A 15,167-nucleotide genomic window follows, 5' to 3' on the forward strand; every position below is an offset into this window, starting at 1 on the left:
TGTCGCCTGCCAGATGCGCAGGCAAGCGGTTTGCGTATTTTCACAGGCGCCTTGGCAGACAGTCGAACGACGTTTTGTAGTCTGCGCTGGCGAATACTACATGATGCAGTAGGCGGGTGAACATCAGACTAAAAGCGTCGTTGCGCGACCAATCGGTCGCATGGGGTCACGCTGGGAGTGCGCATGTTCGCAAAAAACTGGTGGATTGTTCCAGATAAATCTTGAAACGGTACACGATTTAACGCGCTCAGCGCCCTGCGGCAGGTTGCCGCGCCTTGCCTATACTGATGCGATGCCTTTGTTTCATACCGTCTGAGGCGTTCTGGAGGAGTGGCCTGTGGACCATCTTGTACTGACCGTGATCGCCCCTGACAAGGCCGGGCAGGTCGAACGCATCGCCCAGTGCATCGCCGAGCATGGTGGCAACTGGTTGGAGAGCCGCATGTCGCGCATGGCCGGGCAGTTCGCCGGAATTCTCCGGGTGGCGGTGCCGGCGGAAGGCTACGACGAACTGGTGGTAGCCTTGCAGAAGCTCGACACCTACGGCATTCGGGTGCTGATCGCCGAGAGCGGCATCGAGCCTTCGTGCAGTTGGAAGCCGATCGCCATGGAGCTGGTCGGTAACGATCGGCCAGGGATCGTGCGTGACATCACCCGGTTATTGGCCGAACAAGGGGTCAACCTGGAGCGCCTCTCCACCGAGGTCGTGCCTGCCCCCATGAGCAGCGAGCCTCTGTTTCGGGCCGATGCGCTGTTGGCGCTGCCACTGGCGTTGTCGCTGGATGACCTGCAACAACGCCTTGAGAGCCTGGCCGATGACCTGATGGTGGAGTTGAAGCTGCGTCCAGAAGACTGAGCGGGTTATCCCGGTTTTGCGGGGAAGGCCCTGTGGATAACCTGGGGGCGCAAGGCGCTAGCCCAGCACTCACGAGGGGTGCGCAGGTTTGAGCGAAAAACGTACAGAAATCAGTTGCTTGTGCACAAAGCGCGGGGACGAGGTTGTGGATAACCTATGGAGACAATGATACAGGCCACGATTTCCGTGGCCTGTATCATTTTGAGCGTTTTTTGATCAGGTGCGTTTGCGCAGGCTCAGCCAGGCATCGAGGCTGTAGATCACCAGCCCTGCCCAGATGAACATGAAGGCGATCAGCGTGCTCGGCGCCAGGTGCTCGTCGAACAACAGCACCGCTTGCAGCAGCACCAGGGTAGGCGCCAGGTACTGGAGGAAGCCCAGGGTGGTATAGGGCAGGTGACGCGCCGCAGCGTTGAAGCACACCAGCGGCACCAGGGTCACGGGCCCGGCAGCCATCAGCCACAGTGCTTCGGTGGTGGTGAAGAATGCTGGCTGTGCGCTGTGGGCGGCGGGGTGCAGCAGCAACCAGGCGCAGGCCAACGGCACCAGCATCCAGGTTTCCACCACCAGTCCTGGCAAAGCGGCTACTGGCGCCTGCTTGCGGATCAGCCCATAGAAACCGAAGGTCAGGGCCAGTGCCAGCGATACCCACGGCAGGCTACCGACCTGCCATACCTGCTGCGCCACCCCAAGTGTCGCCAGGCCCACGGCCAGCCATTGCAGGCGACGCAGACGCTCGCCGAGCAGCAGCATGCCCAGCAGCACGTTGATCAGCGGGTTGATGTAGTAGCCCAGGCTGGCCTCGAGCATACGTCCGTTGTTCACCGCCCACACGTAGGTCAGCCAGTTGGCAGCGATCAGCGTGCCGCTCAGAGCCAGGATTGCCAGGCGCCGCGGGTTGTCACGCAGCTCGCGCCACCAGCCGGGATGCTTCCACACCAGCAGTAGTAGTGAGCCGAACAGCGCCGACCAGAGCACCCGGTGCACGATGATTTCCACCGCCGGTACGCTCTGGATGGCTTTGAAGTAGATGGGGAACAGGCCCCAGATGATGTAGGCGGAAAGGCCGAGGATGTACCCGCGTCGCGGGTTGGCGGCGTGCATGCTGATTCCTTGCTTAGGTAGCTAAATATGCGGCGCCTATTGTAGACAGACTATGCAGTTCTACTGGAACAATTTCAGTGGTTCCTCGTCCAGGGCGGCGATCTGTTCACGCAGTGCCAGGATCTGGTCGCCCCAATAACGTGGCTGGCCGAACCAAGGGAAGCTGCGTGGAAACGCAGGGTCGTCCCAGCGCCTTGCCAGCCAGGCGCTGTAGTGCAGCTGGCGCAAGGCGCGCAAGGGCTCGATCAGGGCCAGCTGGCGCGGCTCGAAATTGTGGAACTCATTGTAGCCATCGACCAGCTCGGCCAACTGGCCAAGGCGCTCTTCGCGGCTACCGGCCAGCATCATCCACAGGTCCTGCACGGCCGGGCCCATGCGGCAGTCGTCAAGGTCGACGACATGGAAGGTCTCGTCGCGATACATCAGGTTGCCGGGGTGGCAGTCGCCGTGCAGGCGGATGGCGGTATACGGAGTTCGGCGGTAGATGGCCTCGACCCGTTGCAGCAGGTCGCGGGCGACGGATTCGAAGGCTGGCAGCAGTTCCTTGGGCACGAAGCCGCCGGCCAGCAGGGTATCCAGCGAGGCGCGGCCGAAGTTGTCCACAAGCAGCGCCTCGCGGTGTTCGAAGGGACGGCTGGCACCTATTGCGTGCAGACGCCCGAGCAACTGGCCCAGGCGGTACAGCTGGTCGAGATTGCCAGGCTCTGGTGCGTGGCCGCCACGGCGTGGAAACAAGGCGAAGCGAAAGCCTTGGTGTTCGAAGAGGCTGCGGCCTTCATGCTGCTGGGGCGCAACCACCGGCACTTCATGTTCGGCCAGCTCGGCGGTGAACCGGTGTTCTTCCAGAATGGCCGCATCACTCCAGCGGCCCGGGCGATAGAACTTGGCGATCAACGGCTGCTGGCCTTCGATGCCCACCTGGTAGACGCGGTTTTCATAGCTGTTGAGCGCCAGCACCCGTGCATCGCTGAGAAACCCCAGGCTTTCCACGGCATCCAGGACCAGGTCGGGGGTGAGGGTGTCGAAGGGGTGGGACATGGAGGCTCCGGGCGGATGGACGGCGTGCGCCATGGTAGCGCATTAGCCCCTGGAGAACCGCCGGATTCGGCCTACACCGGCACACCGAGCAGCACGAAGGAGGGGTGGAATTGCACCCGCAGCGACGTGCCGGTCGCCACGCTTTGCTGTTCCAGCCATGCCTGCTCGGCAAACGCACACAGGGTCTGCCCGTTGCTCAGCGCCAGCCTGACTTCGCTGGTGTCTTGCTGGTCGGCCAGTACCTCCTCGACTTGCGCTGGCAAGACGTTGCTGCCCGCTTGCGTTGCGTCATCCGGCCCCAGCAAGGTCACCCAGCCGGCCTTGAGCAGTGCAACGACGGTACTGCCCAACGTCAGTTCGAGGCGCTCGGTGCTGTCGCGGGTAATCAGCGCCTCGATCTCCAGGCCGCCGCCCAGCGCCAGGCTGACGCGGTCGTGGCGGCCTTCGCGGCGCAGGCCGCTGACCTGGCCTTGAAGCTGGTTGCGGGCGCTGGTGCGCAGCATCAGGCGACCCAGCAGGTCCAGGTCGCTGGCTTCTTCGGTGGCATCGAGGATTTCTGCCTGCAGCGCCTGCAAGCGCTGGTACAGGCGCAGCACCCGTTCGCCCTCGGCCGACAGCTTGGCGCCTCCGCCGCCGCGCCCACCGGTGCTGCGCTCCACCAGAGGCCTGGCGGCCAGGTTGTTGAGTTCGTCGATAGCGTCCCAGGCGCCTTTGTAGCTCATGCCTGCCGCCTTGGCCGCACGGGTGATCGAACCCTGCTCGGCGATGTGCTGCAACAGCGCGATACGTTGCGGGCGGCGGGCTATGTGCTGGGTGAGCAGGGCTGGCAAGGACATGGGGCGGCTATCGTTTGTGGGAATGCGCCGAACTTGCCTCCCGACCCCGGCCAAGTCAACCCTGCGCGGGTTTCGGCGTGCGTGCCAGGCAGTAGATATCGACCCGTTGTGCGCCGGCCTTGAGCAGCAGGCTGGCGAGTGCCTGGGCGGTGGCGCCGGTGGTCAGCACATCGTCGACCACGGCCAGGTGCTGGCCCTCTACCTGGGCGCCTGCACTCAAGCTGAACGCCCGCCGCAGGTTGCGCTGCCGTGCCTTGGCGCCGAGGGTCTGCTGCGCCGGGGTGTCGTGCGGGCGCTGTAGCAACCGTTGGTCGCAGCGAACGCCCAGGTCCGCCGACAGCCACTGCGCAATCATGCCGGCCTGGTTGAAGCCGCGCTGGCGCAGTCGACCGCGGGCCAGTGGCACCGGCAACAGCCGCTCTGGCCGAGGCAGCCCCTCGGCATAACGATGTTGCAACGCCATGCCGAGCTGCCGGGCCAGCAGATGGCCGAGCGGCCACTGGCTGTGGTGCTTGAAGCGGCTGATCATCGCGTCGATCGGGAAGCCATAGTGCCATGGAGCTATGACCTGCTCGAACGCCGGTGGGCGTCGGCTGCAGCTGCTGCAGACGAGGCCTGGCATGGGCAGTGGCAAGGCGCAGCGCAGGCATTGGTCCCTGAGCCAAGGCAGCTCGCATTCGCAGGCAACGCACAACGGGTAGGGCTGCCCGGCAACGTCGCCGCACAGCAAACACGTCTGTTCAATATTTAAACACTTGTAAACCAGTGCTTTTATGTGTGGTTGACAGTGCATGGGCCTTCCGTGACTATGCGAGCTATCCGTGATGCGCTGGCGGGCATTACTGTCCCGGCGCCAGTCAGAGCCTAGATAAGGAAACGCCAATGAGCGCCAGCACAATTGCAACAACACGTCACGACTGGTCCCTGGCCGAGGTCAAGGCGCTGTTCCAGCAACCTTTCAATGACTTGTTGTTCCAGGCGCAGACCGTGCACCGCGCGCATTTCGACCCAAACCGCGTCCAGGTGTCGACCCTGCTGTCGATCAAGACCGGCGCCTGCCCGGAAGACTGCAAGTATTGCCCGCAGTCCGGCCACTACAACACCGGGCTGGAAAAACAGAAGCTGATGGAAGTGCAAAAAGTGCTCGAGGAAGCCGCACGGGCCAAGGCCATCGGTTCCACGCGCTTCTGCATGGGCGCGGCCTGGAAGCATCCTTCCGCCAAGGACATGCCCTACGTGCTGGAAATGGTCAAAGGGGTCAAGGCCCTGGGCCTGGAGACCTGCATGACCCTGGGCCGCCTCGACCGCGAGCAGACCGAGGCCCTGGCCGACGCGGGCCTGGACTACTACAACCACAACCTCGATACCTCGCCGGAGTTCTACGGCAGCATCATCACCACCCGCACCTACGGCGAGCGTCTGCAGACCCTGGCCTACGTGCGTGATGCGGGTATGAAGATCTGCTCCGGCGGCATCCTGGGCATGGGCGAGTCGCTGGACGACCGCGCAGGCCTGCTGATCCAGCTGGCCAACCTGCCGGAGCACCCGGAGTCGGTGCCGATCAACATGCTGGTCAAGGTCGCTGGCACCCCCTTGGCCGATGAGGAAGACGTCGACCCGTTCGACTTCATCCGCATGCTGGCGGTGGCGCGCATCCTCATGCCGAAATCCCATGTGCGCCTGTCGGCTGGGCGCGAGCAGATGAACGAGCAGATGCAGGCCCTGGCCTTCATGGCCGGTGCGAACTCGATCTTCTATGGCGAGAAGCTGCTGACCACTGCCAACCCCCAGGCCGACAAGGACATGAAGCTCTTCGCCCGTCTCGGCATCAAGCCTGAGGCGCGCGAAGAGCATGCCGACGAGGTGCACCAGGCGGCCATCGAGCAGGCGCTGGTCGAGCAGCGCAGCACCGAGCTCTTCTATAACGCCGCCTCTGCCTGAGCATGGCTTTCGACCTGGCGGCGCGCCTGGCCGAACGGCGCGCCGCAGACCTGTATCGGCAGCGGCCCCTGCTGGAAAGCCCGCAAGGGCCACAGGTGGTGGTCGATGGCCGGCAGTTGCTGGCTTTTTGCAGCAACGACTACCTTGGCCTGGCCAACCACCCCGAGGTGATCGCCGCCTGGCGCTCTGGCGCTGAGCGTTGGGGAGTCGGTGGTGGTGCCTCGCACCTGGTCGTCGGCCACAGCGCGCCACACCATGAGGTGGAACAAGCCCTCGCCGAACTCACCGGGCGCCCGCGCGCGTTGCTGTTCAGCACCGGCTACATGGCCAACCTCGGCGCCATCACCGCACTGGTGGGGCAAGGCGATACGGTGCTGCAAGACCGCCTCAACCACGCATCCTTGCTCGATGGTGGGTTGCTCAGTGGTGCGCGCTTCAGTCGCTATCTGCATAACGACCCGGCCAGCCTGGCCAGCCGCCTGGAAAAGGCCAGCGGCGACACCCTGGTGGTCACCGACGGGGTGTTCAGCATGGATGGCGACCTGGCCGACCTGCCGGCGCTGGCGGCGGTTGCTCGTGCGAAGGGGGCCTGGCTGATGGTTGACGACGCCCATGGCTTCGGCACCCTGGGTGCCCAGGGCGGCGGCATCGTCGAGCACTTGGGCATGGGGGGCGAGGACGTCCCGGTACTGGTCGGCACCCTCGGCAAGGCCTGCGGCACCGCCGGCGCATTCGTCGCGGGCAGCGAGGCGTTGATCGAGGCGCTGGTGCAGTTCGCCCGGCCCTACATCTATACCACCAGCCAACCACCGGCCCTCGCGTGCGCCACGCTCAAGAGCCTGGAGCTGCTTCGCCGGGAAAGCTGGCGGCGTGAACACCTCAATGGGCTGATCCGCCAGTTCCGCGAAGGCGCCCGGCAGATTGGCCTGGACCTGATGGAAAGCCCGACGGCTATCCAGCCGATCGTCATCGGCGACAGCGCCCGCGCCTTGCAGCTGTCACGCATGCTGCGCGAGCGAGGCTTGCTGGTCACGGCGATTCGCCCACCCACCGTGCCTGCCGGCAGCGCGCGCTTGCGCGTGACCCTGAGTGCGGCGCACAGCGAGGCGCAGGTGCAGCTATTGTTGAATGCATTGGCTGAATGTCATGCACAGCTGGAGCCTGCCGATGCGTAACCGACTGATTCTTCTGCCCGGCTGGGGCCTGGGCACTGCGTCCCTCGAGCCCTTGGCCGCGAGCCTGCGTGCCCAGGACCCGCGTCTTCAGGTAGAGCTGGCGCCCTTGCCGGAACTGGCCGACGCCGATGTGCAAGCCTGGGTCGACTACCTCGACCGTAAGCTGCCCACCGATGCCTGGCTGGGGGGCTGGTCGCTCGGCGGCATGCTGGCAAGTCTGCTGGCGCACAAGCGCAGCGATCATTGCTGCGGCCTGCTTACCCTGGCCAGCAACCCCTGCTTCGTGGCCCGGCCGGACTGGCCTCACGGCATGCCCGAAGACACCTTCGGTACCTTCCTCGACGGCTGCCGCAGCCATACCCAGGTCACCCTCAAGCGCTTTCGCACCTTGTGCAGCGACGGCGCCCAGCAACCACGCACACTGCTGCGCCAGCTGGGCATCGGTGTGCCGGATACCGACCCGCTGTACCTGGCCAGCGGGCTCGAGGTGCTGGCCAGGCTCGACACCCGCCAGGCGCTGGAGCAATACGCCGGCCCGCAATTGCACCTGTTCGCCGGCAGCGATGCGCTGGTGCCGGCAGACGCTGCCAAGGCCCTGAGCGAACTGCTGCCGGACGTGGAAGTCGGCCTGGTCGAAGACAGTTCCCACGCCTTTCTGCTGGAATATCCGCAGGAGCTGGCGGCGGGTATCAAGAGTTTCCTGCATGAGAGTGGCGATGACTGACCTTTCCCGACCGATCCTGCCCGGCGCGCTGCCCGACAAGCGCCAGGTGGCGGCTTCGTTTTCCCGCGCGGCGGCCACCTATGACAGCGTCGCGGCGTTGCAGCGTGCGGTCGGCGAGCACCTGCTCGTGCAGTTGCCTGCCGCGCTGTCTCCTTCACGCTGGCTCGACCTGGGCAGCGGCACCGGTCACTTCAGCCGGGAATTGGCGGCACGCTTCGACACGGCCACCGGGGTGGCGGTGGATATCGCTGAAGGTATGCTCGAGCATGCCCGCGAGCAGGGTGGTGCGCACTACCATGTGGCGGGCGATGCCGAGCGCCTGCCGCTCGGCGATGAATGTTTCGACCTGGTGTTCTCGAGCCTGGCCGTGCAGTGGTGCGACCAGTTCGCCGCTGTGCTGGAAGAGGCCAGGCGTGTGCTGCGCCCAGGTGGTGTGATGGCCTTCAGCAGCCTTTGCGTGGGTACGCTGGAGGAGCTGCGCGCCAGCTGGCAGGCGGTTGATGGGCAGGTGCACGTCAACCGCTTCCGCCGTTTCGACGATTACCAGCGCCTATGCGACGGCAGTGGTTTGCAGGTGCTGGGGCTGACTTGCCAGCCACATGTGCTGCATTACCCGGATGTGCGCAGCCTCACCCACGAGCTCAAGGCACTCGGCGCACATAACCTCAACCCAGGTCGCCCTTCCGGGCTGACCGGGCGGGCACGCATGCAAGGGCTGTTGCAGGCCTACGAACAGTTCCGCCAACCCCAGGGGCTGCCGGCTACCTACCAGGTGGTGTACGGCGTGCTGCGCAAGGAGGGGTGAGATGAACCAGGCCTATTTCATTGCGGGCACCGACACCGATGTCGGCAAGACCACCGTAGCGGCAGGGCTGCTGTATGCGGCCAAGCTGCAAGGCTTGAGTACCCTGGGTGCGAAGCCGGTCGCCTCGGGCTGCAACCTCACCTCCAAGGGTCTGCGTAATAGCGATGCGCTGGCGCTGATCGACGAGAGCTCGGTGAAACTGCCCTACGAGCAGGTCAACCCATTCGCCTTCGAGCCGGCCATCGCTCCGCACCTGGCAGCGCGCGAAGCAGGTGTCGCGCTGAGTGTGCCGACCTTGCTCGCGGCCATGCGCAACGTGCTGGCCCAAGGTGCCGATTTCACGCTGGTCGAGGGCGCTGGCGGCTGGCGCGTGCCGCTGTCGGACCATGCCAACCTGTCGGACCTGGCCATGGCCCTGAAGCTGCCGGTGATCCTGGTGGTCGGGGTGCGCCTGGGCTGTATCAACCATGCGCTGCTCAGCGCCGAGGCGATTGCCCGCGATGGCCTGCAACTGGCCGGCTGGGTGGCGAATATTGTCGACCCACGCACCTCGCGCCTGGAAGAAAACCTGGCGAGCCTGGCCGAACGCCTGCCTGCGCCCTGCCTGGGCCGGGTGCCCAAGCTCAAGCAAGCCACGGCGGATGCGGTGGCGGCGCACCTGCAACTGGATTTGCTGGACTGAGGCTCGGCGAAGAACGCGGCAGCGAGGCGTTTGTCTATCAGCTGGCACTAGGCTATTAGGGATTTAAACGGGCCTTTTGCCTCTGGCCCTGCTTTAATTAGGCCGTTCGTCTTTCGCTTTCCTGGAGTTCCGAAATGGAAATCAACGGTAGCTCTGCCTTCTACGCAGGCCTTGGCGCCATCCAGGCCGGGCAGAATCGCGTCGACCAGGCCGCCAGCCAGATCGCCAATAACAGCGTCGAGCGTTCCGCCACCAGTCAGTCCAGCGACTTTCAGGCCGAGCGCCTGCGCGCAGTCGACCGCAGCCAGCAGATGGACCTGGCCACCAGCACCGTTGAGCTGGCCTTGGGTAAACATCAGGTCGAGCTTGGCGTAAAAGTCGCCAAGGCGTCCGACGAAATGCTTGGTCGGTTCATCGACACCTACGCCTGACTGCACTCGCACGTTCCCTGTGATCGCGGGCTTGGCCCGCCGTTGCATCGTCCCCTTAACCGCTATTTGCCTGACAGAACGCATCGGGGGCGGCCCCGTGGCTGAAGGGTCTTGGCGAGAGATGGCATTTACGGCCTCTTTCGAGGCGTAAATGGCACCATAGTCCCGTCTTGACATTGAACGGAGCTAAACGTAAGTTTCAAACACTTGTTTGACCGAAAGCCACCAAGAGCTGGTCGCTATTCGCGGTCTTCCCTCGAACTCATCACAAAGGTTCATCGCCATGCCTGATTACAAAGCCCCCTTGCGTGATATTCGCTTCGTCCGTGACGAACTGCTTGGCTATGAAGCGCACTATCAGAGCCTGCCGGGTTGCCAGGACGCCACGCCGGACATGGTCGACGCGATCCTCGAGGAAGGCGCGAAATTCTGTGAGCAGGTGCTGGCCCCGCTGAACCGCGTCGGCGACCTGGAAGGCTGCACCTGGAGCGAATCGGGCGTGAAGACCCCGACCGGCTTCAAGGAAGCCTACAAGCAGTTCGTCGAAGGCGGCTGGCCGAGCCTGGCCCATGACGTCGAGCACGGCGGCCAGGGCCTGCCAGAGTCGCTGGGCCTGGCGATCAGCGAAATGGTCGGTGAGTCGAACTGGTCCTGGGGCATGTACCCAGGCCTGTCCCACGGCGCAATGAACACCATCTCCGAGCACGGCACCCCGGAGCAGCAAGAGCACTACCTGACCAAGCTGGTCACCGGCGAGTGGACCGGCACCATGTGCCTGACCGAGCCACACTGCGGTACCGACCTGGGCATGCTGCGCACCAAGGCCGAGCCCCAGGCAGATGGTTCCTACAAGGTTTCCGGCACCAAGATCTTCATTTCCGCTGGCGAGCACGACATGGCCGATAACATCGTCCACATCGTCCTGGCCCGACTGCCCGATGCCCCCGCGGGTACCAAGGGCATTTCGCTGTTCATCGTGCCGAAGTTCACCCTCGACGCCCAGGGCGGCGTGGGCGAGCGCAACGCGGTGAGCTGCGGTTCCCTCGAGCACAAGATGGGCATCCACGGCAACGCCACCTGCGTGATGAACTTCGACGGTGCCACCGGCTACCTGATCGGCCCAGCCAACAAGGGCCTGAACTGCATGTTCACCTTCATGAACACCGCTCGCCTGGGGACCGCGCTGCAAGGCCTGGCCCATGCCGAAGTGGCGTTCCAGGGTGGCCTGAAGTATGCCCGCGAGCGTCTGCAGATGCGCTCTCTGACCGGTCCGAAAGCCCCGGAAAAAGCCGCCGACCCGATCATCGTCCACCCGGACGTGCGCCGTATGCTGCTGACCATGAAAGCCTTCGCCGAAGGCAACCGTGCAATGGTCTACTTCACCGCCAAGCAGGTGGACATCGTCAAGTACAGCCAGGATGAGGAAGAGCGCAAGAAAGCCGACGCCCTGCTGGCCTTCATGACCCCGATCGCCAAAGCCTTCATGACCGAGGTCGGCTTCGAGGCAGCCAACCACGGTGTGCAGATCTACGGCGGCCACGGCTTCATCGCCGAGTGGGGCATGGAGCAGAACGTACGCGACAGCCGTATTTCGATGCTGTACGAAGGCACCACCGGCATCCAGGCCCTCGACCTGCTGGGCCGCAAGGTGCTGATGACCCAGGGCGAGGCGCTCAAGGGCTTCACCAAGATCGTGCACAAGTTCTGCCAGGCCCAGGAAGGCAACGAAGCGGTCAAGGAGTTCGTCACTCCGCTGGCCGCCATCAACAAGGAGTGGGGCGAGCTGACCATGAAGATCGGCATGGCCGCCATGAAGGACCGCGAGGAAGTGGGGGCCGCCTCGGTGGACTACCTGATGTACTCCGGCTACGCCTGCCTGGCCTACTTCTGGGCCGACATCGCCCGCCTGGCCGCCGAGAAGCTGGCTGCCGGCACCAGCGAAGCAGCCTTCTACACCGCCAAGCTGCAGACCGCGCGCTTCTACTTCCAGCGCATCCTGCCGCGTACCCGTACCCACGTGGCGGCGATCCTGTCGGGTGCCGACAACCTGATGGCGATGAAAGAAGAAGACTTCGGCCTGTCGATCTAAGCCTTCCAGCTGTACGAAAAAACGCCTGCCCTCACCGGCAGGCGTTTTTTTTCGCCTGTACCAACCGGGTATGTCGTATCCGGTAACGAGAAAAACGCCTGCAACGCGCAATCGGTATTCATCTATTCATGTGCGCTGCCGATTAAAGATGGGCACAATGCCATTATCGATCTGCCGGGTCGGAGATTACCCTTGTTTCGTTTATCCGCAGTACGCGCGAGCCACTTCCTGCCTTCACTGCTGTTGCTGGTGTCGGGGCTCGCGGCGGCGTACGTGAGAGACCTCAGCGTCTTCTTCACGTCCCTGTTCAACGTCTTGCCCACTTTGGTGCTGCTGCTCGGCGGCGCCTATTGCGCGGTCTACCGTCGCCAGCGCGAGCTGTTCCTGATGGTCACCGTGTACGTTGCCTACTACCTGCTCGACACCCAGACCGATTTCTACCGCGACAACGGCCGGGTGCGCGAGGACGCTGCCGTGGTGTTCCACCTGGTCTGCCTGCTGCTGCCGGCCTTGTTCGGCCTGTTCGCCGCCTGGCAGGAGCGTACGCACCTGGCCCAGGACATGCTGGCGCGCTTCGCCGTGCTGTTCGCGGTGGGCAGCGTGGCCCTGGCGCTGGAGCAGAGCTTCCCGCAGGCGCTGCTGGCATGGCTGGCGGAGATCCGCTGGCCGGCGTTGCACGGCCAGTGGATGAGCCTGATCCAGCTGGTCTACCCGCTGTTCCTGGCGGTGTTCATCCTGCTGGTGGTGCAGTACCTTCGTGAGCCGCGACCGCTGCATGCGGCCCAGGTGATCGGGTTGCTGGGGATCTTCTGGATGCTGCCGCAAACCTTCATCCTGCCGTTTACCCTGAACATCATGTGCAGCCAGGTGATGCTGATGATCGCCGCTGCGGTGTCCCACGAGGCCTACCAGATGGCCTTCCGTGACGAGCTGACCGGCCTGCCGGGGCGGCGCGCGCTGAACGAGCGCATGCAGCGCCTGGGTCGTAGCTACGTGATTGCCATGACCGATGTGGACCACTTCAAGAAATTCAACGACACCTATGGTCACGATGTGGGTGACCAGGTGCTGCGTCTGGTCGCCAGTCGACTTTCCAAAGTGACAGGCGGTGGGCGCGCCTACCGCTACGGCGGGGAGGAATTTGCCCTGGTGTTCGCCGGCAAGACCGCCGAAGAGTGCCTGCCGCACCTGGAAGCGGTGCGCGAGATGATCGCCAACTACGCGATTCAGCTGCGCGACCAGAACAGCCGCCCCCAGGACGATTCGACAGGCCGCCAACGCCGCGCAGGCGCCGCGGGCAGCACTGTCTCGGTGACTATCAGTATCGGCGTGGCCGAGCGTCTGGCTGACCATCGCAACCCGGAAGAAGTGCTGAAATCAGCCGACGAGGCACTGTATGGCGCCAAGAGCGCCGGGCGTAATTGCGTAGTGATGGCAGGCCAGCAACTGCGGCGAGGCGCCATTCGCACGGCGTGACTTAATTGGACTAATTAGTCGACTGATGACTCTATGTCTCGCAAAAGTTGTTCGGGTACACTGCTGCACATTCCAATGTGCGGTACAAACCGCCCGACTCTGCTAGCGAGAGGTAGTAATGGCTGACTATAAAGCGCCGTTGCGCGACATGCGCTTCGTTCTCAATGAAGTCTTCAACGTTGCCGACCTCTGGGCCCAGCTGCCTGGCCTGGCCGACGCCGTGGATGCGGAAACCGCCCTGGCCGTGCTGGAGGAAGCCGGCAAAGTCACCAGCAAGACCATTGCCCCACTCAGCCGCGCCGCCGATGAAGAAGGCTGCCATTGGGACAACGGCGCCGTGCGCACCCCGGCAGGCTTCATCGAGGCCTACAACACCTACGCCGAAGGCGGCTGGGTTGGCGTGGGTGGCGACCCACTGTTCGGCGGCATGGGCATGCCCAAGGCGATCTCGGCGCAGGTCGAGGAAATGGTCAACGCTTCCAGCCTGTCGTTTGGCCTGTACCCGATGCTGACCGCCGGTGCCTGCCTGTCGATCAACGCCCACGCCAGCGAAGCGCTCAAGGAAAAGTACCTGCCGAACATGTATGCCGGCGTCTGGGCAGGCTCCATGTGCCTGACCGAACCCCACGCCGGTACCGACCTCGGCATCATTCGCACCAAGGCCGAGCCACAGGCAGACGGCAGCTACAAGGTCAGCGGTACGAAGATCTTCATCACCGGCGGCGAGCACGACCTGACCGAGAACATCATTCACCTGGTGCTGGCCAAGCTGCCCGACGCGCCAGCGGGGCCCAAAGGCATCTCGCTGTTCCTGGTGCCGAAGTTCATGGTCAATGAGGATGGCAGCCTGGGCGCCCGCAACCCGGCCACCTGCGGCTCCATCGAACACAAGATGGGCATCCAGGCCTCGGCGACCTGTGTGATGAACTTCGACGAGGCCGTGGGCTACATTGTCGGTGAACCGAACAAGGGCCTGGCGGCGATGTTCACCATGATGAACTACGAGCGCCTGGGCGTTGGTATCCAGGGCCTGGCTTCGGCCGAGCGTTCCTACCAGAACGCGGTGGAATACGCCCGCGACCGCTTGCAAAGCCGCGCCCCGACCGGTCCACAGGCCAAGGAAAAAGTTGCCGACCCGATCATCGTCCACCCCGACGTGCGCCGGATGCTGCTGACCATGAAGGCGTTGATCGAAGGTGGCCGTGCGTTTTCCACCTACGTGGCCATGCAGCTGGACAGCGCCAAGTACAGCGAAGACCCCGCCACCCGCAAGCGCAGCGACGAACTGGTGGCGCTGCTGACCCCCGTTGCCAAGGCGTTCCTCACCGACCTGGGCCTGGAGTGCGCGGTGCACGGCCAGCAGGTATTCGGCGGGCATGGCTACATCCGCGAGTGGGGCCAGGAGCAGCTGGTGCGCGACGTGCGTATCACGCAGATCTACGAAGGCACCAACGGTATCCAGGCCCTGGACCTGATGGGCCGCAAGGTCGTCGCCAGCGGCGGCGCCTACTACCGTCTGTTCTCCGATGAAATCCGCCAGTTCATCGGCAGTGCCGGCAGCGAGCTGGGCGAGTTCACTGCACCGTTGGCCGCTGCTCTGGACCAGCTCGACGGCTTGACCGAATGGGTGCTGGACCAAGCCAAGGGCAACCCCAATGAGATCGGTGCAGCTTCGGTGGAGTACCTGCACGCCTTCGGCTACGTGGCCTATGCCTATATGTGGGCACTGATGGCCCGGGCGGCCAAGGCCGGCGAAGGTGACGAAGTCTTCTACGGGGCCAAGCTCGGCACCGCGCGCTTCTACTTCGCGCGCCTGTTGCCGCGCGTGGATTCGCTGGTAGCGTCGGTGAAGGCCGGCAGCGAGTCGCTGTATTTGCTGGAGGCTGAGCAGTTCTAAAGGGTAAAGACGCCGTCCGTGTAAGCTTTGGCTTACATCACGCGGTGACTTTTCTCCCCTTTCCTAATATTGGATCCACGAGTAATCTTTCCTACATGGACGTAGCGCAGGAA

General features: G+C 64.0%; 14 protein-coding genes. 10 read left to right on the forward strand and 4 right to left on the reverse strand.

All coding sequences use genetic code 11. The annotated features are described in order from the left end of the window. Window positions 1-337 precede the first annotated feature (337 nt). Complete coding sequence (locus tag RAC97_RS09915) at window positions 338-856, forward strand: glycine cleavage system protein R (RefSeq protein ID WP_375099558.1); 519 nt, start codon at window positions 338-340, stop codon at window positions 854-856. A 216-nt stretch (window positions 857-1,072) separates the two neighbouring features. Here the strand turns inward: RAC97_RS09915 and rarD are convergent, their stop codons facing one another. The 4 genes from rarD to RAC97_RS09935 all read right to left on the reverse strand — a co-directional run bounded on the left by rarD (window position 1,073) and on the right by RAC97_RS09935 (window position 4,627). After that, on the reverse strand, window positions 1,073-1,960 hold the full coding sequence (gene rarD, locus RAC97_RS09920) for an EamA family transporter RarD (protein ID WP_375099559.1): 888 nt from the start codon (window positions 1,958-1,960) through the stop codon (window positions 1,073-1,075). Window positions 1,961-2,020: 60 nt separating this feature from the next. Then, window positions 2,021-2,998 carry a serine/threonine protein kinase gene (locus tag RAC97_RS09925; RefSeq protein ID WP_375099560.1) on the reverse strand — a complete coding sequence of 326 codons (978 nt, stop codon included), beginning with the start codon at window positions 2,996-2,998 and terminating at the stop codon, window positions 2,021-2,023. 71 nt (window positions 2,999-3,069) lie between these two features. Next, window positions 3,070-3,834 carry a TOBE domain-containing protein gene (locus RAC97_RS09930; protein WP_375099561.1) on the reverse strand — a complete coding sequence of 255 codons (765 nt, stop codon included), beginning with the start codon at window positions 3,832-3,834 and terminating at the stop codon, window positions 3,070-3,072. A 55-nt stretch (window positions 3,835-3,889) separates the two neighbouring features. Further along, a complete protein-coding gene (locus tag RAC97_RS09935) occupies window positions 3,890-4,627 on the reverse strand; it encodes a ComF family protein (protein ID WP_375099562.1) in 738 nt (245 codons plus the stop codon). Between the two features lie 89 nt (window positions 4,628-4,716). Here RAC97_RS09935 and bioB point away from each other — a divergent pair, with 89 nt between their 5' ends. The 9 genes from bioB (at window position 4,717) to RAC97_RS09980 (ending at window position 15,054) form a co-directional block, all read left to right on the forward strand. Beyond that, a complete protein-coding gene (gene bioB / locus RAC97_RS09940; protein ID WP_377748166.1) occupies window positions 4,717-5,775 on the forward strand; it encodes a biotin synthase BioB in 1,059 nt (352 codons plus the stop codon). 2 nt (window positions 5,776-5,777) lie between these two features. Further along, entirely contained in the window at window positions 5,778-6,950 is a 1,173-nt protein-coding gene (gene bioF / locus RAC97_RS09945) for an 8-amino-7-oxononanoate synthase (RefSeq protein ID WP_375099564.1), read from the forward strand. Next, window positions 6,943-7,674 (forward strand): alpha/beta fold hydrolase, encoded by a 732-nt coding sequence (locus RAC97_RS09950; protein ID WP_375099565.1) that lies wholly within the window; start codon window positions 6,943-6,945, stop codon window positions 7,672-7,674. The genes bioF and RAC97_RS09950 overlap by 8 nt, the downstream gene beginning before the upstream one ends. Next, window positions 7,667-8,479, forward strand: a complete 813-nt coding sequence (bioC, locus tag RAC97_RS09955) for a malonyl-ACP O-methyltransferase BioC (RefSeq protein WP_375099566.1) — start codon at window positions 7,667-7,669, stop codon at window positions 8,477-8,479. Before RAC97_RS09950 ends, bioC begins: the two co-directional genes overlap by 8 nt. 1 nt (window position 8,480) lies before the next feature. Next, on the forward strand, window positions 8,481-9,161 hold the full coding sequence (gene bioD / locus RAC97_RS09960; protein ID WP_375099567.1) for a dethiobiotin synthase: 681 nt from the start codon (window positions 8,481-8,483) through the stop codon (window positions 9,159-9,161). Window positions 9,162-9,295: 134 nt separating this feature from the next. Further along, complete coding sequence (locus tag RAC97_RS09965) at window positions 9,296-9,592, forward strand: pyrroloquinoline quinone biosynthesis protein PqqE (protein ID WP_375099568.1); 297 nt, start codon at window positions 9,296-9,298, stop codon at window positions 9,590-9,592. Window positions 9,593-9,875: 283 nt separating this feature from the next. After that, on the forward strand, window positions 9,876-11,681 hold the full coding sequence (locus RAC97_RS09970) for a phenylacyl-CoA dehydrogenase (protein ID WP_375099569.1): 1,806 nt from the start codon (window positions 9,876-9,878) through the stop codon (window positions 11,679-11,681). Between the two features lie 192 nt (window positions 11,682-11,873). Continuing rightward, a complete protein-coding gene (locus RAC97_RS09975) occupies window positions 11,874-13,157 on the forward strand; it encodes a diguanylate cyclase (protein WP_375099570.1) in 1,284 nt (427 codons plus the stop codon). A gap of 118 nt (window positions 13,158-13,275) precedes the next feature. Next, window positions 13,276-15,054, forward strand: a complete 1,779-nt coding sequence (locus tag RAC97_RS09980; protein WP_375099571.1) for an acyl-CoA dehydrogenase C-terminal domain-containing protein — start codon at window positions 13,276-13,278, stop codon at window positions 15,052-15,054. The last annotated feature ends 113 nt before the right edge of the window (window positions 15,055-15,167 follow it).

Origin of the sequence: Pseudomonas sp. LS_2 (genome assembly GCF_042709235.1) — a bacterium.
Lineage (GTDB): Bacteria > Pseudomonadota > Gammaproteobacteria > Pseudomonadales > Pseudomonadaceae > Aquipseudomonas.